14 protein-coding genes, 4 tRNA genes and 1 other RNA gene are annotated in these 20,946 nt (G+C 70.6%); 9 read left to right on the top strand and 10 right to left on the bottom strand.

The genetic code is table 11. From position 1 onward, the window contains the following. Positions 1–245: 245 nt before the first annotated feature. The 5 genes from ACIPJI_RS28235 to ACIPJI_RS28215 form a co-directional block, all read right to left on the bottom strand. Entirely contained in the window at positions 246–1,781 is a 1,536-nt protein-coding gene (locus ACIPJI_RS28235) for a M28 family metallopeptidase (protein ID WP_307710415.1), read from the bottom strand. A 165-nt stretch (positions 1,782–1,946) separates the two neighbouring features. After that, positions 1,947–2,615 carry an HhH-GPD-type base excision DNA repair protein gene (locus ACIPJI_RS28230; RefSeq protein WP_402249608.1) on the bottom strand — a complete coding sequence of 223 codons (669 nt, stop codon included), beginning with the start codon at positions 2,613–2,615 and terminating at the stop codon, positions 1,947–1,949. Between the two features lie 84 nt (positions 2,616–2,699). Then, positions 2,700–3,932, bottom strand: coding sequence for an RNA polymerase sigma factor (locus tag ACIPJI_RS28225; RefSeq protein ID WP_402249606.1), 1,233 nt, complete (start codon positions 3,930–3,932; stop codon positions 2,700–2,702). Beyond that, positions 3,929–4,342 (bottom strand): YciI family protein, encoded by a 414-nt coding sequence (locus tag ACIPJI_RS28220; RefSeq protein WP_307707268.1) that lies wholly within the window; start codon positions 4,340–4,342, stop codon positions 3,929–3,931. Before ACIPJI_RS28220 ends, ACIPJI_RS28225 begins: the two co-directional genes overlap by 4 nt. A 215-nt stretch (positions 4,343–4,557) precedes the next feature. After that, the gene (locus ACIPJI_RS28215) at positions 4,558–6,252 is read right to left on the bottom strand and encodes a lysyl oxidase family protein (RefSeq protein WP_402249604.1); all 1,695 of its coding nucleotides are present in this window, start codon (positions 6,250–6,252) and stop codon (positions 4,558–4,560) included. A gap of 696 nt (positions 6,253–6,948) precedes the next feature. Here ACIPJI_RS28215 and ACIPJI_RS28210 point away from each other — a divergent pair. The 3 genes from ACIPJI_RS28210 (at position 6,949) to ACIPJI_RS28200 (ending at position 10,417) form a co-directional block, all read left to right on the top strand. Next, complete coding sequence (locus tag ACIPJI_RS28210) at positions 6,949–8,322, top strand: ice-binding family protein (RefSeq protein WP_402249602.1); 1,374 nt, start codon at positions 6,949–6,951, stop codon at positions 8,320–8,322. 324 nt (positions 8,323–8,646) lie between these two features. Further along, positions 8,647–9,255 carry a DUF5819 family protein gene (locus ACIPJI_RS28205; RefSeq protein WP_402249600.1) on the top strand — a complete coding sequence of 203 codons (609 nt, stop codon included), beginning with the start codon at positions 8,647–8,649 and terminating at the stop codon, positions 9,253–9,255. A gap of 61 nt (positions 9,256–9,316) precedes the next feature. After that, positions 9,317–10,417 carry an HTTM domain-containing protein gene (locus tag ACIPJI_RS28200; protein ID WP_402249811.1) on the top strand — a complete coding sequence of 367 codons (1,101 nt, stop codon included), beginning with the start codon at positions 9,317–9,319 and terminating at the stop codon, positions 10,415–10,417. A 157-nt stretch (positions 10,418–10,574) separates the two neighbouring features. On the opposite strand, the gene ACIPJI_RS28195 is transcribed toward ACIPJI_RS28200, so the two are convergent. After that, positions 10,575–10,662 (bottom strand) — tRNA-Ser (locus ACIPJI_RS28195). Positions 10,663–10,759: 97 nt separating this feature from the next. Between ACIPJI_RS28195 and ffs the strand changes: the two genes are divergently transcribed. The 6 genes from ffs to ACIPJI_RS28165 all read left to right on the top strand — a co-directional run bounded on the left by ffs (position 10,760) and on the right by ACIPJI_RS28165 (position 19,301). Further along, positions 10,760–10,858: signal recognition particle sRNA small type (gene ffs, locus ACIPJI_RS28190), an RNA gene on the top strand. Between the two features lie 55 nt (positions 10,859–10,913). Beyond that, a complete protein-coding gene (locus tag ACIPJI_RS28185) occupies positions 10,914–13,178 on the top strand; it encodes a DNA polymerase III subunit gamma and tau (protein WP_402249598.1) in 2,265 nt (754 codons plus the stop codon). A gap of 60 nt (positions 13,179–13,238) precedes the next feature. Further along, a complete protein-coding gene (gene purD / locus ACIPJI_RS28180) occupies positions 13,239–14,501 on the top strand; it encodes a phosphoribosylamine--glycine ligase (RefSeq protein ID WP_307707263.1) in 1,263 nt (420 codons plus the stop codon). A 382-nt stretch (positions 14,502–14,883) separates the two neighbouring features. Further along, positions 14,884–16,542 (top strand): hypothetical protein, encoded by a 1,659-nt coding sequence (locus tag ACIPJI_RS28175; RefSeq protein WP_402249597.1) that lies wholly within the window; start codon positions 14,884–14,886, stop codon positions 16,540–16,542. Positions 16,543–16,791: 249 nt separating this feature from the next. Then, complete coding sequence (locus ACIPJI_RS28170; RefSeq protein WP_402249595.1) at positions 16,792–18,252, top strand: N,N-dimethylformamidase beta subunit family domain-containing protein; 1,461 nt, start codon at positions 16,792–16,794, stop codon at positions 18,250–18,252. A gap of 149 nt (positions 18,253–18,401) precedes the next feature. Beyond that, positions 18,402–19,301, top strand: a complete 900-nt coding sequence (locus ACIPJI_RS28165; RefSeq protein ID WP_356624576.1) for a phosphoribosylaminoimidazolesuccinocarboxamide synthase — start codon at positions 18,402–18,404, stop codon at positions 19,299–19,301. Between the two features lie 54 nt (positions 19,302–19,355). Here the strand turns inward: ACIPJI_RS28165 and ACIPJI_RS28160 are convergent. The 4 genes from ACIPJI_RS28160 to ACIPJI_RS28145 form a co-directional block, all read right to left on the bottom strand. Continuing rightward, a tRNA-Gly gene (locus tag ACIPJI_RS28160) sits at positions 19,356–19,431 on the bottom strand. A gap of 607 nt (positions 19,432–20,038) precedes the next feature. Further along, positions 20,039–20,111: transfer RNA gene (locus ACIPJI_RS28155), tRNA-Gly, on the bottom strand. An 80-nt stretch (positions 20,112–20,191) separates the two neighbouring features. Then, positions 20,192–20,263 (bottom strand) — tRNA-Gly (locus tag ACIPJI_RS28150). 109 nt (positions 20,264–20,372) lie between these two features. Beyond that, complete coding sequence (locus ACIPJI_RS28145) at positions 20,373–20,711, bottom strand: Lsr2 family protein (RefSeq protein WP_244258208.1); 339 nt, start codon at positions 20,709–20,711, stop codon at positions 20,373–20,375. Between the last annotated feature and the right edge of the window lie 235 nt (positions 20,712–20,946).

Here is a 20,946-nt window from a genome sequence, read left to right as displayed (position 1 = left end):
GGTGTCGCCGTGGCCACCGTGGGGGTGGTTCCGAGGCCGGTCACCGCCTTCGAGCACCAGGGGCGGCACCCGCACCTCGTCGATCACGCGCGCCGTGCGGCTGATTCGCTCGAACGGGGGCGGGCTTTCTGGATCTCGGGCCCCTCCACGGGAACGGCGCGCCGCGGGCGGTGAGCCCGCGGCGCGCCGCGACCGTTGCGGCCGGGCGCCCGTCGTGGGCGGAGCGGCCGATGTGACGTGGGGTGTTACTCGGTCACTTCGTGGTCGTGACCGTCGTGCAGGCCGCCACCGCTGCCCGCGTCACCGTCCGTCGGGACGGTCGTGACCGGCTTGCGCAGCGAGCTGATGTCGTGGGCGTAGGTGCCCACGGCGTTGGCGATGATGCCGATGTTGACGGCGAACGCCTTCATGTTGATGTTGTTGATGTCGTCGCCCGCGGCGTGGTAGTTCACGTCGTACGCGATGCCTGCGGACCCGCCGAACTTCTTCGCCTGCGCCTCGGTCTTGATGCCCTCCGCGCCGGTGAAGGTGCCGCCGGACGGGATGCCGACCTCGATGAACGGCCCGTAGTCGGAGCGCCCGGTGAAGTCGGTGCCCTCGTGCGGGGTGCCCCGCTTGTCGAGGAACTCGTTGATGTCGCGCTCGAGCTGCGCGGAGCCCGCCGGGCCCGCGCCGGCGCCGACGCCGTCGGAGTTGTCGCCGTCGTAGACGAAGAGTCCGTAGTTCGGCGACGCGATCATGTCGAAGTTGAGGTAGAGCTTGATCTCCTTCTTCCCCAGGCTGCTGAGGTTCGCGACGTAGTGCTCAGAGCCGAGCAGTCCGTTCTCCTCGGCAGACCACCAGGCGAAGCGCACCTTGTTGGTGGGCTGCTTCTCCCGCTTGGCGAGCTCCTCCGCGACCTCCAGCAGACCGGCGGAGCCGGAGCCGTTGTCGTTGATGCCGGGGCCGGCGGTCACCGAGTCGAGGTGGGCGCCGAGCATCACCGTGTTGGCGGCGTTGCCCCGGCGGGTCTCCGCGATCACGTTGTTGGTGCTGCGCTTCTCCTGGAGCTCGCGGACCTCGAAGGAGACCTCCAGCGGACCCTTGGCGAGGTCGGCGGCGAGCTTCTCGCCGTCGGCCTGCGTGATGCCTCCGGTCGGGATCTTCGCGGCGGCCTGGTCGCCCAGGGTGCCGGAGAGGCTGCCCTCGGTGTTGTTGTAGACGATGGCACCGACCGCGCCGGCGGCGGCCGCGGCGGCCTGCTTGTCGGCGAAGCTGCAACCGCCGCGCTTGATCAGCGCGATCTTGCCGGTGAAGGTGCCCGACGCGTAGTCGGCCGCCTCGCAGCCCGTCGTGGCGTCCACGGGCACCGCCGCCACAGCGGCCTTGATGCCGCCCACGGGAGTGGACTTGGTGTACGTCATGGCCGCGATCTCGACGTCACGCGGCGTCGGCGAGACGACGGAGAGCTTCTCGGCGAGCGTCTCCGTGTAGATGAAGTCGAAGCGCTGGTACGAGACGTCGTACCCGTACTTCTTCATCTGCTGGTACACGTACGCGGCGGAGGCGTCGTGACCGAGCGAACCGGCGGCGCGGTGGCCGCCCGTGCTGTCCGCTATCTGCTGGAACTTCTCAAGGTGCTCGAAAGCGTCGTCCGCGGACGACTTCTGGACCAGCTTCCGTGCCAGCTTCGACGCGTCCATGGCCGCCCGGTCGCCCGGGTCGTGACGGTGCGCAGCGGACGGGGAGGCGGATGCCAGCAGGAGCGGGGTCGCGAGTGCGGCAGCGGCCACGGTGGCCACGGCTCTGCGATGGGTTGCCTTCACAGAGGTCCTTCCCGATGTGAACGAGGGTTGAGGGGAAGCTAGCGATCTCTGTCGCCCCTGTGAACACTTGTGCCGTAACTCATGGCGCATTTCCCCCCATCAGCCCATGGAAGCACTTCATCCACTTCAACTCCCGGTTCTTCACGGCTTCCTGGGTGACTTCGTCGACTCGGCGGACTCGGCCGTCTTCGCTGTCTTCGTCGCCTTCAGGGTCCTGGCGGTCTGCGTGGCCTTGGCGGCCTTGGCGGCGGCCTTCTTCTCCTGCTTGTACGCCCGCACCCTGGCGAGCGATTCGGGGCCCGTGATGTCGGCGGCCGACCGGTAGGAGTCCTTCTCGCCGTACGCGCCGGCGGCCTCCCGCCAGCCCTCGGGACGTACGCCGTACTGCTTGCCCAGGAGGGCCAGAAAGATCTGCGCCTTCTGCTCGCCGAAGCCCGGCAGCGCTTTCAGCCTGGCCAGCAGGTCCGCACCGTCGGCCGCCTCCGTCCAGACGGCGCTCGCGTCGCCGCCGTACTCGTCGACGAGGAACCGGCACAGTTCCTGGACCCGTTTGGCCATCGACGCGGGGTAGCGGTGGACCGCCGGCTTCTCCCGCAGCAGTTCGGTGAAGGCGTCAGGGTCGTAGGCGGCGATCTCGGCCGCGTCGAGATCGTCGGTGCCCAGGCGCCGCGCCACGGTGTACGGGCCGGTGAACGCCCACTCCATGGGGATCTGCTGGTCGAGGAGCATGCCGATCAGGGCGGCGAGCGGGCTGCGGCCGAGGAGCTCGTCGGCCTCCGGTTGCTGGGCGAGGTGAATCGTGGCGTCCATGCCCCGATGATCACCCGGCGGCCGGTGCGCCGCCAGCGAAGCGCCCGGCGGTGCCGGGGCTGTGGCGGCAGGGCCGCGCGGGTGTCACGGGCTCAGCCGGGCGGCCCTGGCCCGGAGGTAGCGGGCCTCCGGGATGCTCAAGGTCAAGGCGGCCGCCGAGCGGTAGGCGGCACGGGCCGCGTCGATGTCGCCCGCCTTCTCCAGCAGGTGCGCCCGTACGGACTCGAGCCGGTGATTGCCGCTCAGCCTGTCCTCGAGGCGGGCCACTTCGGCGAGCCCCGCCCGCGGGCCGTGCACCATCGCCGTCGCCACCGCCCGGCCGAGCTCGGCCATCGGTTCGGGGGCGCGGGCGACGAGAAGGTCGTACAGGGCGAGGATCTGCGGCCAGTCGGTCTCCTCGGCGCTCGGGGCCTCGTCGTGCAACGCGGCGATCGCCGCCTGCAATTGGTACGGACCCGCCGGGCCCTGTGCCAGCGCCTCCTCCACCAGCCGGGTGCCCTCGGCGATCGCCGCGCGGTCCCAGCGGGTGCGGTCCTGCTCATCGAGGGGGATCAGCTCTCCGTGCGGGCCGGTGCGGGCCGCGCTGCGGGCGTCGGTGAGCAGCATCAGCGCCAGCAGCCCGGTCACCGCACCGTCCCCCGGCAGCAGGCGTCGTACGGCGCGGACGAGACGGATCGCCTCCGCCGCCAGGTCACCGCGGTGCAGATCCCGGCCGGAGGTCGCCGTGTACCCCTCGTTGAAGATCAGATAGAGCACCTGCAGTACGGCGGCGAGCCGGGCGTCCCGGTCCCCCGGGCCGGGCTGCCGGAACGGCAGACCTCTTATCCGCTGCTTCGCCCGGCTGATCCGCTGCGCCATGGTGGCCTCCGGCACCAGGTGCGCCCGGGCGATCTCGGCGGTCGTCAGGCCACCGACGGCCCGCAGTGTGAGCGCGATCTGCGCCGCCGGGGCCAGCTCCGGGTGGCAGCACAGGAACAGCAGCGTGAGGGTGTCGTCGTCGGCGGGTGCGCGGGACTCGCCGGGCGGCGGAGCCGTGAAGGCGTCCCGAGGGGCGAGCCGGCCGGCCGTCTCCTCGCGCCGGTGCCGTGCCTCCTCACTGCGCAGGAGGTCCGTCAGACGACGGGAAGCGACCCTGATCAGCCAGCCGCGCGGGTTCTCCGGCACGCCGTCCCCCGGCCACTGCTGCGCCGCCGCCAGCAGCGCTTCCTGAACGGCGTCCTCGGCCAGGTCGAAGTGGCCGTACCGGCGCACCAGCGCACCGAGGACCTGCGGCGCGTGCAGGCGCAGCAGGTCCTCGACGTCGGTCGTCGCTCTCACACATCGCCTCCGCCGTCCATGATGGGCCGGATGACCACGGGGTAGTCGGTGGTGCCCTCGGGCACCGGGCACTGGGCGATACGGGCCGCGATCTCCGTCACCCGGTCCAGGCTCTCGCAGTCCAGCACCCAGTACCCGGCGAGGACTTCCTTGGTCTCGCTGTACGGTCCGTCCGTGATCACCGGCCGGCCGTCCTTGCCCGCGATGACGTGACGCGTCTGCGCCGGCTCTGCCAAGCCCTGCCCGTCGACGAGCTCGCCGGACTCCGCGAGATCGTCGTTGATGCTCTGCATGAACGAGAACATCGCCTGGATCTCCTTCTCGTTCCAGGCCGGGGCCTGCTCTGAGCCGTTGCCGCGCATCGCCTCGTAGTCCGCCTGCGTGCCCTGAATCATCACCAGGTACTTCATGACTCGCTCCTTGTGGCCGGTCGGTCGCCCCCTTCGGGCAACTCTCACAGGGGACGTCGGAGACGGCGGTGCGTTCTCGACACGACGCGGCAGAATTTTTTGGCGGGCGGGGACAGAGCGGCCCGCGAGGGGGACGAACGTGCGACGCCGGCCCCGGGAGCGTGTCCCGGGACCGGCGTCGGCCGGAGCTTTCCGGCCCTGCTGTCGGACGGAGGTCAGTTGGCGTCGACCAGGTCGTGCGCAGGCACCTTCACCGTGCGGGCGCCCGGCTTGCCGCCCAGCACGACCTTGCGGAGTGCGCTGTTGTTGTTGAGATCGGTCTCCTGGAGCCGCTTCTCGGGGTTGGCCAGCACCTGGATGTAGTAGGTGCCGTTGGGCAGGTCGGTGATGTCGAAGGACTGGCCGGGCAGGTCCTGGGTGTACGTGTCGCCGGAGCCGACGTCCAGCACCTCACGGACGGAGATCGAGTTCTCCTGGCCGCACGCGGTGGACAGGTCGGTGTTCTCCGGGTGCCAGTTGGCGTTCTTCACGGTGTAGTCGACGGCGTCGGTGTTGGCCAGGCAGAAGGCCTCCTTGCCGCTGCGCACCGCTTCCTTCTGGTCGGCCTTGAGCAGCCGGTAGCTGGCGAAGTCGGTGAAGTGCCAGTGCTCGTGCCCGGGCCGCGGGTCCCACTCCATGGTGCCGGTCGGGGCGTAGCCGACCTGCTTGCCGTCGGCGTCGTAGAAGTACTGGTAGGCGTCCATCAGCTTCTTGCCGGGGGAGCGGAAGCCGTCCACCACCAGCTGCGCGGGGCCGGCGTTCCAGACGTTGGCGCTGAACGCCAGGTAGTCCTTGCCGGGGACGTCGTCCCCGCCGTCGCTGATCTGGATGCCGTAGGCCGGCAGCGACCGCAGGTCGGGCTTCGGCACGTTCGGCACGGACGCCTTGCCGGTCGGCCGGTTCGCGTTGGGCGTCAGCGCGGGGGCCTTCCTGGAGCCGTCGGTCCGACCGGCACCGTCACCGGCCTGCGCGGCCTTGAGGGCGGCCTTCTTGAGCGCCCACGGCACGGCGGGCGGAGCGGGCGGGTAGGGCCCGTGGCCCACGTTGTACGACGGCCCCGCGCCGCTCGTGGGGGCCGCGGGCGCCTTCGGGCGCATCGCGCTGTGTCCGGAGTGCCCGGCCGCGTGGCCCGCGTGCTGCTTGGCCGCAGAGGCGTTCGCGCCCTCCTCCCAGCTGCGTTCCCGCACGGTCACGCTGATCGTCTGCGGCTTGTCCGCGATGCCGAACAGGTCCCGGTAGCGCTTCGCCACGGACACCTTCGCGGTGTACTTGCCGGCCGGCAGGGCGACCGGGGCGGTGTAGAAGCCGGAGTACGTGTTGGACGCCCAGCCGTTCTCCACCCCCCACACCGAGCCGAGCGTGAAGGGGTTGGTGGGACAGCTCTGCGGATACTTCGACTTCGCCGGGGCGTCGGGGCGGACCCGGCCGGAGGCGTTGTTCGGGCAGAACGCCTCGTCCTTGGTCACCACGGTCTTGCCGGCCGCGTCGGTGACCGTGATCCGGACGAAGCCGGGAAGTCCGGAGAAGTCCTTCACGAGCCCCGCGGGCAGGGTCTTGGTCCTGGGCGCCTTGTTCCCCTGCCGGATGATCTGCGTGGCGACGACCGGGTCCTTGTAGGACTTACGGGTCACCTTGAGCTCGAGGGGGCCGTTCTCTGCGGTGAGGTAGGTCCCGAGGTCGAGGTAGACGCCGGGCTCTTCCTTCCAGGAGTCGAGGGTCACCGACGTCGAGGCGGCGATCAGACTGAACTTCGGCTTGCTCTGTGCCTTCTGGGCGTCGGGTGCTGCTGCGACGACGCCGGCGGTGACGGCGATCGCCGCGCCCGCGGCGATCGCGGGGCGCCACAGGCGGGCATGGTGGGATCTGGTCATCAATCCTCATATCCGAGTGCCTGACGGGACATGGATCAACAGCCCGCTCGCACATCCGGCCGCCCTCGTCGAAACGACGCGGCCCCCCGTCGCGAAGCTGTGTCCCGCCTGTGAGAGGCGAAGGACGGCCTGTCGGTTGTCTGCCGTCCCCCAGGTCGCGGATGGTTGGCCGGAACCATGCCCTTTTCGCCGGATCCGGCCGACCTGCCCCCGATCCCACCCGCCGGACTCCCGGCCCGTGCTACGCCGCCGTGCCCGTCGCCAGGTGTCGGTGCCCAACTGTCCGCGTGGCCGTTCACGAGTGTTCGGCCGGGCGGATTTCTTGGCGGGCCTCCGCTGTCCGGGGGACACCCGTTGCCGCCTGTTTCCATTCCGCGGCAAGTACCTCCCGGTCGAGGGAAATACTGATTCGGGTGAGCACGGGCTTCCCTGTTTCCTGCGACGGGGAGGCGCCGACGATCGGCGTGACGGGAGGTACCACGGAATCGATGGTGGACAGCCGCACGGATGAATGACCGCCAGTCGGCTCAACCTTTGGTCATACGTCCCTTGATGCATATTGATTGATTCCAGCGACACCACCGAGTGAACCATCAACCGAGTTGGGGTCTCTGCGTAATATGCCGCCGACAGGAGAGGCGATTCCGTTCGACGAGGAACGCCGGACGTCACCATCCCCCAGGAGTTGGCTCCTCGATGAGACTGAATATTGCTGATGCGTCGCATCGGCGCACGATGACGGCCTGGATCGCGGGGGTACTCACCCTGCTGGTCGCGTTGGCCGTTGTGGCAGTAACGCCTACACGGGCAAGTGCCGTCGCAACGGAAGTGCCACTGGGAACGGCGGAAGACTTCGCAGTACTGGGCGGCTCCGCAGTCACCAACATTGGCGACTCGGTGATCAACGGAGACCTCGGAGTGAGTCCGGGGACGTCCGTCACCGGATTTCCTCCCGGAATCGTGAACGGGGCTATCCACGTCGCGAATGAGGAAGCTGCTCAAGCCCAGAGCGACCTGACGGAAGCGTACAACGATGCGGCCGGGCAGGTACCGGACGTGGTGTTCCCCGACGATCCTCCCCCTCCGGTGGAGCTCGGCGGTTTGACGCTGGAGCCAGGCGTCTACAACGCCGCTTCCAGTGCCGGCATCACCGGCACGCTCACCCTGGACGCCGAGAACGACCCCGACGCCGTGTGGGTGTTCCAGATCGGTTCGACGCTGACGACGGCATCCGGCAGCAACGTGGCCCTCATCAACGGTGCATCGCCGTGCAACGTGTTCTGGCAGATCGGGAGTTCGGCCACCCTCGGAACCGACTCCGATTTCGTGGGCACCATCATGGCCCAGATCTCTATCACCGCCAACACGGGCACGGACATCGTGGGTCGCGCGCTGGCCCGAACCGGCGCCGTGACACTGGACACGAACACGATCACCCGGCCGCTGTGCGAGGACGACACCACCGCCGCAGCAGCCGCAGCCGTCGCCGCTGCCGCGACCGGTGACGATGTCACAGGCGACGATGCCGCCGCCGTCGCCGCCGCTGCCGCCGCTGCCACGACTGGTGACGATGCCACAGGCGACGATGCAGCCGTAGCCGCCGCCGCGGCAGCCGCCGCCGCTGCCGCGACCGGTGACGATGCCACAGGCGATGACGCAGGCGCAGCGGCCGCCGCTGCAGCAGCCGCCGCCGCCGCTGCCGCGACCGGTGACGATGGCACAGGCGATGACGCGGCCGTCGCCGCCGCCGCCGCCGCAGCAGCAGCCGCAGCCGCAACCGGCGACGACAACGGTGGCCATGACAACGGTGGTCACGACAACGGTGGTCACGACAACGGTGGTCACGACAACGGTGGTCACGACAACGGTGGTCACGACAACGGTGGTCACGACAACGGTGGCCATGACAACGGCGGGCATGACAACGGCGGGCACGACAACGGCGGGCATGACAACGGTGGCCACGACGACGACCACCCCGGCAAGCCCGGGAAGAAGCCTGGCGAGCCCGCGAAGCCCGGCCCTTACGAGGTGAAGCCCCAGGAGCACAAAGAGCACACTCACCACTGAGTTGGTTCTTCCCCCGCAGTTCGGCGGGAGCGGCGAGTCGCGCGTGAATCCCTTTGCGGAGCGCTCGCGCGGATGGTCGCTCCCAAACGCCAGTAATAAAGGGCGGCGCGCGGCGGATCTCATCGATTCCGTCGCGCGCCCACCCGCGGAAGCAGGAGAAGCAGGTGCGAGCAGTCGCAATGGGAAGGACCGGGTGGGGTCGTGCTGGGCGGCGTTGAGTCGACGAATGTGAGGGATTCACAGCAGGCCGGCGCTGCGTCGGCACCACAGGACGGTGGCGAAGGACCGCCCAGGAGTCGTGGGAATTCAGAGCCACCCCGCCTGTTGATCGCCGGCACGGGAGTCGCGGTAGCCCTGTGCCTCGCAGTGACTCTGGCCCATCTGCTCCTGGTGTTTCTGTATGTGGCGCCCTCGAACACCATCTCGAAGGCCTACAACCAGCAGATCAACGCGTGGGTGCGGCCCATGTTTTCGCAGAACTGGCGGCTCTTCGCCCCGGATCCACAGTCCGTCAATCGGCAGGTCTCCGCGAGGGTCGGGCACACAATGCCGAACGGCACCACGCAAGTGAGCGACTGGATCGATCTGAGCTCCATGGACGATTCCGCCGTCAAGCACAGCGTCTTCCCGAGCCATACGGCACAGAACATGCTGCGCCAGGCTTGGAATTCCTACCTCAAGACGCACGGCAGCGACGACCGGCCGAATTCGGAGCGGGGTCTTCTGATCCAGCAGTACCTCCGCAACATCGCAGCGGACCGCGTCACCGCCCAACGAGGCGGCACCTTCGACTCCATCCAGCTCCGGGTGACCACGCTGCCCATCGCCGCTCCCCGCCCGGCTGACGGAGCCCGCCCGGCCGCCGCGGCACCTGCGCCGGCCTCGACCCGGTACCTGCCCTGGTGGAAGGTGGACTCGCATGACGCGGACTGAGAAGGCACCGACCACGGCGCCCACATCGCCCCGAGGAACCACCGGACAGGCCGCCGTACGCATGCTCCAGCGCGTGCTCGATCGGATTCACGCTTTCCTCGTCCTCTTGACCCAGCGGCCGGTCTCCCTCTATGCGGCAGCCATGCTGCGCATCGGGTACGGGCTGCTCTATCTCGTCTACCTGCTCCGCGAGTTTCCGCACCGCGACGAGATGTGGGGCCCTGGTTCGCCATGGACGCCCGAACTTGCCAGAGAGCTGTACGACCAGGGCGGAGGGGGCAGCGTCCTCATCCTGTCCGACAGCCGGATGTACTTCGAGTTCTGCTACGCCGTTGCTCTTGTCACGTGCGCGCTGTTCGCGCTGGGCTGGCGCACGCGTGCCGTGTCCGTGCTGTTCGCGGTCGTGGTGGTGTCGTTCAACGCCAGGGCGCTCTTCATGACGGACGGCGCGGACAACCTCATGGTCCTCATGGCCGTCTACCTGGTCTTCACCGCGTGCGGCCGTCGCTGGTCCCTCGACGCGCGCCGAACCAGGCTCAAGGCCGCGGCCGGCAAGGCGGCAAGCCCGCGAGGGGACGGCCTCCGGCAGCAACTCGGCGACGCACGCACGATCTTGACCACCGTGCTGCACAACTGCGGCATGTTCGTCATCGCCGCCCAGGTCTGCTTCCTCTACGGATGCGCGGGCCTGTACAAGGTGCAAGGCCACAAGTGGGCCGACGGCACCGCCCTTCACTACATCCTGAACCTCGACCTGTTCCGTCCCTGGCCTGAGTTGTCCCAGGCGATCGACGGCCACCACCTGCTGCTCACCGTGGTCGGCTATATGACGGTGCTGGTGCAGGTCGCGTTTCCGTTCGTCCTCTTCAGCAGGCTCAAGTACCCCGTCTTGATCTTGCTGCTGGGCATGCACGTGAACATCGGGGTGCTCATGGGACTGCCGCTGTTCTCCGGCGCGATGATCGTCGCCGATGCCGTGTTCCTGCCGGACCGCTTCTACCGCGCAGTAGGACGGCTGTGGCGGCGTACCGTCCGACGAGCAGGCGTCACGGGAGCGGAAGCCTCCCCCGGTACGGCACCCGCCGCGGTACCGCCACAGCTCGGACCGGCAGCCGACGCGCACCCCTCAGGCCGGTCCCGTGCCCCTCATGGCCCGCGGTGAGCGGAAGATCCACCTACGGGGAACACCAGGCCCCAGGCCGCCCGCCGGGCGGTACCCCCTTGGCGACCACCCCGATCAAGGGCAATGAGGCCTGAGACACGTCGAAGGGCCCCACCGCGAACGGTGGGGCCCTTCGACATCGTGCCCGGTGAGGCACTGGCGGAGGATACGAGATTCGAACTCGTGAGGGGTTGCCCCCAACACGCTTTCCAAGCGTGCGCCCTAGGCCACTAGGCGAATCCTCCGCCGCAAACAATACAAGACGTTGAGGAGTGCTCGCGAACACCTTCCCGATCTTCTTCCCGGGGGTCATGAGCACTCCTTGGTATCGGGTAGCCTGGGTGCAGCCCCTCACGTGGCGCTATCTGACTGAACTCCCCCAGGGCCGGAAGGCAGCAAGGGTAGGTCGGCTCTGGCGGGTGCGTGGGGGGCGCTTGCGTTCACGGGGGATCCGGGGCGGCTCCGGTTGTCGGCGGGCCCCGATAACCTCGTAGGTGTGTCGTCCCTTGCGCTGTACCGCCGCTACCGCCCCGAGTCGTTCGCAGAGGTCATCGGTCAGGAGCATGTCACTGACCCGCTCCAGCAGGCCCTGCGCAACAACCGGGTCAATCACGCGTACCTGTTCAGCGGGCCGCGTGGCTGCGGAAAGACGACCAGCGCCCGCATCCTCGCCCGCTGCCTGAACTGCGAGCAGGGACCGACGCCGACCCCCTGCGGGAAGTGTCAGTCCTGCCAGGACCTGGCGCGCACCGGGCCAGGATCGATCGACGTCATCGAGATCGACGCCGCTTCTCACGGTGGTGTGGACGACGCGCGTGAGCTGCGTGAGAAGGCCTTCTTCGGCCCCGCGAGCAGTCGGTACAAGATCTACATCATCGACGAGGCCCACATGGTCACCCCCGCGGGGTTCAACGCCCTGCTGAAGGTGGTCGAGGAGCCCCCGGAGCATCTGAAGTTCATCTTCGCGACCACCGAGCCCGAGAAGGTCATCGGCACCATCCGGTCGCGTACGCACCACTACCCGTTCCGGCTGGTCCCGCCCGGGACGCTCCGGGCGTATCTGGCGGAAGTGTGCGGCCGGGAGGGCATCCCGGTGGAGGACGGCGTGCTCCCGCTGGTCGTGCGGGCCGGCGCGGGCTCGGTGCGTGACTCCATGTCCGTCATGGACCAGCTGCTCGCCGGCGCCGCCGACGACGGTGTGACATATGCCATGGCGACGGCCCTGCTCGGGTACACGGACGGTTCGCTGCTCGACTCCGTCGTCGACGCGTTCGCGTCGGGTGACGGAGCCGCCGCCTTCGAGGTCGTGGACCGCGTCATCGAAGGCGGGAACGATCCCCGCCGGTTCGTCGCGGACCTGCTGGAGCGGCTGCGCGACCTGGTGATCCTCGCCGCGGTGCCGGACGCCGGCACCAAGGGGCTGATCGACGCCCCGGCGGACGTGGTCGAGCGGATGCAGGCGCAGGCCGCCGTGTTCGGCGCCGCCGAGCTCAGCAGGGCCGCGGACCTGGTGAACACCGGCCTGACCGAGATGCGGGGTGCCACGTCGCCGCGCTTGCAGCTGGAGCTGATCTGCGCCCGGGTGCTGCTGCCGGCGGCGTTCGACGACGAACGGTCGGTGCGGGCCCGGCTGGACCGCCTGGAGCGCGGGGCGTCGTTCTCGCCCGGCGGCCAGGGCCCCGCCATGGGATACGTGCCCGGGCCGGACGCCCAGGCGCACGCGCCCGTGCCGCCGGGTGCCGGCCCCGCCGCGGCCCGGGCCGCGGCGCGCGGTGACGCGGCTCCCACGGTCCCCGCGCCGGCCCCGACCCCTGCGCCCGAGCCCGTCGCGCCCGTCGGACAGCAGCCTCAGCAGTCGCCCCAGCAGCCCTCGCGGCCGCCACAGCCGGAGCCGTACCAGCAGCCCCAGCCCACCGCGTCCCGACCTGGGGCCTGGCCGGGGACCGCGAGCCCCGGCCAGGCCCCAGGCGCCGCCGGCACCACGGAGCCGGCCCGCCGCCCCGGCGGCTGGCCCACGGCCTCCGCCCCCGGCCAGGGCGCGCCGCAGCCCGCCGCGCCCGCACCGGCCCCCGCTCCCGCCCCGGCGGCCCCGGCGCCGCCCGGACCTGGCCTGGCGCAGGGCGCCGGCCAGGTGCGGAACATGTGGCCGGAGATCCTGGAGGCGGTCAAGAACCGCCGTCGCTTCACCTGGATCCTGCTCAGCCAGAACGCACAGGTGACCGGCTTCGACGGCACGACCCTCCAGCTGGGCTTCATCAACGCCGGCGCCAGGGACAACTTCGCGAGCAGCGGCAGCGAGGAGGTCCTGAAGCAGGCGCTGGCCGAACAGTTCAACGTGCAGTGGAAGGTCGAGGCGATCGTCGACCCGTCCGGCGGTTCCGGCGGCCCGGGCGGCACCGCTCCTGCGTCGGGCGGCCCCGGCGGGTACGGCAGCCAGGGCGGCTACGGCCAGGGCAGGCCCCAGGCCGCCGCCCCTGCCTCCCCGCCCGCTCCGGCCCCCGCCGCCCCTGCTCCGCAGTACGACCGGGCCCCGTCGCAGCCGTCGCACCAGTCCTCCGCACAGGCCGCCGCTGCTCCCGCGCCGCAGTCCTCGCCGGAGCCGCCCCGACCCGCGGAGCAGTACGCACCCCCGCCGGTGTCCATCGAGGACGACGTTCCGGAGGCGGACGATCCGGACCTGGTGGACTCCGCGCTGTCCGGCCACGACCTCATCGTGCGCGAGCTCGGTGCCACGGTCGTGGAGGAATATACGAACGAGTAGCGGGCCCGCCCTCGGAGGCCCGTACGACAGGCAGGGGCGTCCGGCGGTTAGGCTGCTGCCGTGAAGGTCCTCGTCATCGGCGGCGGCGCCCGCGAACATGCCCTGTGCCGCTCTCTGTCCCTCGATCCCGACGTCACCGCTCTGCACTGCGCGCCCGGAAACGCCGGGATCGCTGAGGTCGCCGAGCTCCACCCGGTCGACCAGATGGACGGCGCGGCCGTCGCGGAGCTCGCCACCGGGCTCGGAGCCGGGCTTGTCGTCGTCGGCCCCGAGGCTCCCCTCGTCGCCGGTGTCGCCGACGCCGTACGGCGGGCGGGCATCCCCTGCTTCGGCCCCTCCAAGGAGGCGGCGGAGCTGGAAGGCTCCAAGGCCTTCGCCAAGGATGTGATGGCAGCGGCGGGAGTGCCGACGGCGCGCAGCTACGTCTGCACGACCCCGGAAGAGATCGATGAGGCGCTCGACGCCTTCGGAGCCCCGTACGTCGTCAAGGACGACGGCCTGGCGGCCGGCAAGGGTGTCGTCGTCACCGACGACCTGGCCGCCGCCCGCGAGCACGCGCTGGCCTGCGGCCGGGTCGTGATCGAGGAGTTCCTCGACGGTCCCGAGGTCTCCCTCTTCGCCATCACCGACGGGGTGACGGTCCTTCCCCTCCAGCCGGCGCAGGACTTCAAGCGCGCCCTCGACGACGACGAGGGACCCAACACGGGCGGCATGGGCGCCTACTCGCCGCTGCCCTGGGCCGACCCGAAGCTGGTCGACGAGGTCATGGCGAGCGTGCTCCAGCCGACCGTGGACGAGCTGCGCCGCCGCGGCACGCCGTTCTCCGGCCTGCTGTACGCAGGGCTGGCGATCACGTCGCGCGGTGTGCGGGTGATCGAGTTCAACGCCCGCTTCGGCGACCCCGAGACGCAGGTCGTCCTGGCCCGTCTCAAGACGCCGCTGGCGCGCGTCCTGCTTCATGCGGCGAAGGGCACGCTGGACACGGAGCCCCCGCTCACCTGGCGTGACGACGCGGCCGTGACCGTCGTCGTCGCCTCCCACAACTACCCGGGCACCCCCCGCACCGGCGACCCGATCGAGGGCCTCGAGGCCGTCGCGGCCGAGGACGCGCCCCACGCCTACGTCCTGCACGCCGGTACGAAGCGGGACGGCGACACGGTCGTGAGCGCGGGCGGCCGGGTGCTGTCGGTCACGGCGACCGGCAAGGACCTCACCGAGGCCCGTGAGCGGGCCTACCGTGCCGTGGGCAGGATCCGTCTCGACGGTTCCCAGCACCGCACGGACATCGCTCGCAAGGCCGCCGAGGCCCGGCCCGGCGCCTGAGCCGGTCCGTCCGCGCCCTCGCGCACGGGGCGACGTCCGCCCTGGCACAACCGGCCCCACGGCCGCCTCGCGCAACCGGCCGGGCCGCCCTCGCCCTCGCGTGATCGGGAAGGCCGCGTGACGCTCGGCAACGCCGCCGGGTGACACCTCGCACCGCCGTACGACGCCCGCCCGGACATTCCGTCCGGGCGGGCGATCCTTTGCCCAAAGCCATTCCATCGGGTGACGGCTTCCCCATCCGGATGACGGCCGCCGAAGCCCCAACTATGGTGCGGCGCAAGCATTCCGGCACTTGGCCCACCGGCATTGCGATGTCAGTGGGCGATGCCACAGTGGGGGAGTGACCAACACCGTCGCAGGGCAGAGGGGGTGAGGTCCGGCCGTGTCCGGTACCGGTATCGGTGAGTCGATGGGCGCCAGGGGCGCGCGCGCCAAGGCGATGGCCGTGCTGCGTATCCGCAGCAGGGCGGTCGCGGTGTCGCTCCTCCCGGCGGCCGTCGCCGTCGTCCTGTTCGCAGGCGGGGCCACGGGACACATGGAGGGCGGCGGCTGGGACATCGCCCGCTGGGTCGTCACGGTCTGCGCGCTGGTCGTGCTGGTGACCGCCGCGGTCGTGACCGTGGTGATCGTGCGTGCGTCCCCGGCGCTGAGCCCGACCGTGGAGCTGCCGGAGCGTTCCGCCCCGGATCTCTACCGGCTGGTGAGGGACCTGGCGGAGCGCCTCGAGGTGCCCGCGCCGTCCGCGCTGGCGCTGACCCCGGACTGCGACAGCTGGCTCGAGGACCGGTCGCACCCGGCGCACTCGATATCGGGCGGCCGGCGGCGCACGGGCGAGCCCCCGGTGCTGGTCATCGGGTCGCCGTTCCTGTGGTGGATGCGGGTGGCCGAGCTGCGCGCGGTGCTCGCGCCGGTCGTCGCGGGCACCGGGTCGGCCGCCGACCCCGACATAGCGGCCGCCCGCCGTTTCGTACGGGGGCTGGACGCCGTCGTCGCCGATGCCGCCCGCCCCGGCCAGGGAAAGGCGCGCAAGCTGCTGTCCGGCTTCGTCGGCAGGACCGCGAGGCTGCTGCTCCGCAGCTGTCAGGATCATGCCGCAGGCATGGAGCGCTGGGTCGCCGCAGCCGCCTCGGAGCGTTCACAGGCTGTGGACTACGGGCTGCGCATCGTGGCCCAGGAGCAGGTCGGCCTGGCCTACGCGGGCTGGGACCGGCTGCTGACGAGGGTGGCACTGCCCGCCTGGCGGATGGGCCGCTGGCCGTCCCGGCTGGACGCCGGTGTCGTGTCGGCCCTGACCGAGCTGTCGCGACGGGATCGCCTCGCCGAGGGCTTCACCTCGCGGCTGGGGGAGCGCCCCGCCTGCGACCTGCTGGAGGAGCCGGGCGCGGTCGACGAGGCGGCGTCGCTGCTGGCCGCGCGTCTCTTCCACGGCGGTCCCGCAGGCCAGGGCCCCGACTGGGCGCCGGTCGACTGGCAGCAGTATCCGGAGGAGGTCGTGGACCGGAAGTGGCGGACGGAAGCGGCCCGTATCCATCAGGTTCTCGACGAGCTGGGCGTCGCACCGTCGACGGGGCCGCAGGGCCCGACGCTGGTCCGGGTCATGGACCATCTGTCCGCGCGGCCCGGTGGAGAGGCGAGCGAGGCCCTGGCCGCCGTGCTGACCGCCCGGGTGGCGCGTGAGGAGACACTCGCGGAGCCCGCGGCCGAGGCCGGGGAACATCCGGTGGACGCGTCCGAGGAGGCCCTGGCGCTCTGGGGCGGCGGCGATCCGCTGCCGCTCATGCCGCTCCAGCCGCCCCGCACCGGGCGCGAACTGCTCGCCGACCATGTCGTCGCCATGGTGTGCTGCACGGCGGTCGACACCGTCGGCGCGGTGCCGGGTCTGGACTGGCTCGACGGTCCGGCGTTGCTGGTCGACGGCGAGCGCCGGGCGGATCTGGCGGCGCCCGTGCTGAGCCTGGTGGAGGACGGCGACGCGCAGCCGCTGCGGGTCTGGCTGGGTTCTCTCGGCGTCCGCCCCGAGAAGCCGGTCCGCCTTGTCTGAGGGCGCGCCCGTCGGGTGGGGACGAGACCGCCGGGGCCGCACCGCACGGGCAGCTCCGGGCCCGGCCGGAACCCAGCCACCGGCCGTGGGAGGGAAGCGCGATGTGGAGCGGTCTCTTCCGGTTCCGGTTCGCCGCCGATTCGCGACGAACGGTGACGGACCGCATGCGTAATGTGATGTGCTGGAGACCGGCGCTGAACGGCTCGGCGCAGCGCGGTTGTCACAGGGGCACCGAGGGAGGGGGCAGGCATGGGGGCGGACCAGATCCGGCGATGGGAATCGGGCGCTCTCGCGCACGCCGTCTCCGATCCTTTCGGCCAGGGCCCGCTGCCCTGGCTGCGCGGCAGTGAGAACTACTGCGACGACACCGGCCAGGTGGTCCCCTGGTACGCCGATCCGAGCCTGGCCCGCGGCGGCTCCGGCGGCCCCCGTACCGCGGACGACGTGCGCCGTCAGATCAAGGGATTCGTGAGTCCCGGAGCGGCCGCCCCCGGCGAGGCCGTCGACTTCCACATCACGGTGGACCCGCCGCAGCAGTTCTCCGTCGACGTCTATCGGATCGGCCACTACGGGGGCGACGGCGCCGCCAAGATCACCACGAGCCCCCGGCTCTCCGGGATCGTCCAGCCTCCGCCACTCACCGCCGACCGCACGGTCTCCTGCCACCACTGGTGGCTCTCGTGGCGGCTCCAGATCCCCTCGTACTGGTCCGTCGGCGCCTACGTCGCCGTGCTGACCACCCTGGACGGGTACCGCTCCCACATCCCCTTCACTGTCCGCGACGACCATCCCGCGGACCTGCTCCTGCTACTGCCCGACGTCACGTGGCAGGCGTACAACCTCTACCCGGAGGACGGCCGCACCGGCGCCAGCCTCTACCACGCATGGGACGAGGACGGCAGGCTGCTGGGCGAGGAGGACGCCGCGACCACGATCTCCTTCGACCGTCCGTACGCGGGCGCCGGCCTCCCGCTCCATGTCGGCCACGCCTACGACTTCATCCGCTGGGCCGAGCGGTACGGCTACGACCTCGCCTACGCCGACACCCGCGACCTGCACGCGGGACGCATCGATCCGGCCCGCTACCGCGGCCTGGTCTTCCCCGGCCACGACGAGTACTGGTCGGCCCCCATGCGCCGGGCGGTGGAGCTGGCCCGCGACCGGGGCACGTCGCTCGTCTTCCTCTCCGCCAACACCATGTACTGGCAGGTCGAGCTCGGTCCCTCGCCGTCCGGCGTGGCCGACCGGCTGCTGACCTGCCGCAAGCGCCGCGGCCCCGGAAGGTCCGCGTTGTGGCGGGAGGTGGACCGCGCCGAGCAGCAGCTGCTGGGCATCCAGTACGCGGGCCGGGTGCCCGAGCCGTCCCCGCTGGTCGTACGGAACGCGGACCACTGGTTGTGGGATGCCACCGGCGCGGGGGAGGGCGACGAGCTGCCCGGCCTGGTCGCCGGAGAGGCCGACAGGTATTTCCCGCGCACGGCCCTGCCGGAGCACGAGGGCCGGATCCTGCTCGCCCACTCCCCGTACCGGGACAGCGACGGCACGGTCCGCCACCAGGAGACGTCCCTCTACCGTGCCCCGTCCGGCGCCCTGGTCTTCGCTTCGGGGACCTTCGCGTGGTCCCCCGCACTGGACCGGCCCGGACATGTCGACCCCCGGGTCCAGCGGGCGACCGCCAATCTCCTGGACCGCATCTGCAAACGTGAGTAGCCCTTCTGAGGACGTCGCGGGGGCGGTGCTCCCCGGGCACTTCGGTGACCGTCCGGGCCGCCGTGGGGGGCCTGCCGCACCCTGACCAGGTGGGTCCCGCCCGCATACGGGACAATCGGAGCTGTTGTTCACAGCCACGGGGAGGAACCGTGTCCGGATTCGTCGAAAAGCCCGAGCCGCTGCAGGTGCCCGGCCTGGTGCATCTGCACACCGGCAAGGTGCGCGACCTGTACCAGAACGAGGCGGGCGACCTCGTGATGGTCGCCAGCGATCGCATGTCGGCGTACGACTGGGTGCTGCCCACCGAGATCCCCGACAAGGGCCGGGTCCTCACCCAGCTCTCGCTGTGGTGGTTCGAACGGCTCGAGGACCTGATCGGCAACCACGTCATCTCCACGGAGCTGCCGCCCGGCGCGCCCGCGGACTGGGCCGGCCGCACCATGGTGTGCAAATCGCTGCGCATGGTCCCGGTCGAGTGCGTGGCCCGCGGCTACCTCACCGGATCGGGCCTCGCCGAATACCGGCAGAGCCGCACCGTGTGCGGTCTGGCGCTCCCTGAGGGGCTCAGCGACGGCTCCGAGCTGCCTGCGCCGATCTTCACGCCCGCGACCAAGGCCGCCGTGGGAGACCACGACGAGAACGTGAGCTACGAGGAGGTCGCCCGCCAGGTCGGCGCCGAGACCGCCGCCCACCTGCGCCAGTCGACCCTCGCCGTCTACTCCCGGGCCCGTGACATCGCACGCGGCCGGGGCATCATCCTGGCCGACACGAAGTTCGAGTTCGGCTTCGACGGCGACGCGCTGCTCATCGCCGACGAGGTGCTCACCCCGGACTCGTCCCGCTTCTGGCCGGCGGCGAGCTGGCAGCCGGGCCGCGCCCAGCCGTCGTACGACAAGCAGTACGTCCGGGACTGGCTGACCTCGCCGGAGTCCGGCTGGGACCGGAAGAGCGAGCAGCCGCCGCCCGCACTGCCGCAGGAGGTCGTGGAAGCGACCCGCGCCAAGTACGTGGAGGCCTACGAGCTCCTGACGGGCGCGACCTGGTCCTAGAAGGACATCCGGATACGAAGAAGCCCCCGGCGAAAACGCCGGGGGCTTCTTCCATGGAGCGGACGACGAGATTCGAACTCGCGACCCTCACCTTGGCAAGGTGATGCTCTACCAACTGAGCCACGTCCGCATGCGCCGTAGCGCGGAGACCACTATACCCAAATTCGGCGGTGCGCGAGACGCACCGCCGTCCGGAGGTCTCCTCACGGCCCGGCAGGGCCGGACACGAGAGCATTCCGCATCGCCGCCCGAGCCGGTGAGACCTCTCCGCGCCAGGGGACCGGCTCGACCGGCCGGCCGATCATCTCGGCCTTCCCGAGGCCGCGGACGAGCGCACACCGATCGGGCTTCGGCGGTCAACTCGCCTTGCCCGGACGGATTTCCGGCACACGGTACGGATGACCGTCGGCCGCCGGCGTTCGTGGGCCGAGTCCTCGCGCAGTCGTCGCGAGGACTCCGTGCGGGGGCCTGGGCCGGCCTGTGGGGCCGGCCGCGATCACGGTTCACCGGCGCGCGGGCTGTGGGCACCGTCACATCGTGCGTGCGGGATGCCCAGGCGGGCCCGGTGCGGTGCCGGGCGCGCGGCCTCGGTCACCTCACCTTTGCCGGTTCATGCGCTCGGCGCGGCCGATGCCGTCAGCACCGCCCGTCCCGGACATGAAGAGGAGCCCGGTCATGAAGAAGCCCTGGAGCACGACGAAGGCCCCGGTCGTAATGACCGGGGCCTTCGTTCTCTGAGCGGACGACGAGATTCGAACTCGCGACCCTCACCTTGGCAAGGTGATGCTCTACCAACTGAGCCACGTCCGCATTGTTGCCGCTCGGCTCTCACCGGGCGGTACGTCCACCACTGTACCTGATCCACATCCGTGGACGGTAAAGCGATGCAGAGCGGGTGACAGGAATTGCACACTGCGCCTTCCCCCTGGAAGGGGGATGTTCTACTACTGAACTACACCCGCACGCTGCTCGAGGCGGGCCTTTCGGCTTGCCCCTCGGCGTGCTCCAGACTCTAGCGGATCACCAGGGGTGCAGTGCAACTCCGTTCGGCGTGGCTGCGGCCGGCGTCCCTCAACTGGCTTCGCGGAACGCCTCGTAGACGCGCTTGGGGATGCGACCGCGGGCCGGCACGTCCATCTTGTTGGACTGTGCCCACGCGCGGACGGCCGCCGGTGCGGCCTCGACGGCGGTGTGCCGGTACGCGACGGCGCGCGGCTTGTCGCGCTTGCCACTGTTCGTCTGCTTTCGTCCGGCCGCCATGTAGGGCGCCAGCGCCTTGCGCAGTTTCTTTGCATTGGAGAGATTGAGGTCGATCTCGTACGACTTCCCGTCGAGGCCGAACGTGACCGTTTCCGTCGCTTCTCCGCCATCGATGTCGTCGGAGAGCGTGACCACCACTCGCTGAGCCACGGATATCGGTCCTTTCCCTGCGGTATCGCCGGAACGTCGTGGGTTGTGACGTGCGGCGATACCGGTTATTCGGCCGTCGAGGGGCAATGCTGCTTTCCTCTGTATTCCTTTGTACAGCGGATGGGCGCGCATTGTGAAGCCCCGGCAATTACTTGCGCGTGTCCTTCACAATGGAGCCCGGCAATCTTTCCTTGGATTTCGCGGTGGGCGGGTTTGATATCTACCCGCGTAGATT

This window comes from Streptomyces sp. NPDC086835, from assembly GCF_044745705.1.
Taxonomy (GTDB): Bacteria; Actinomycetota; Actinomycetes; order Streptomycetales; family Streptomycetaceae; genus Streptomyces.
This window is presented reverse-complemented; position numbering and strand designations above follow the sequence as displayed.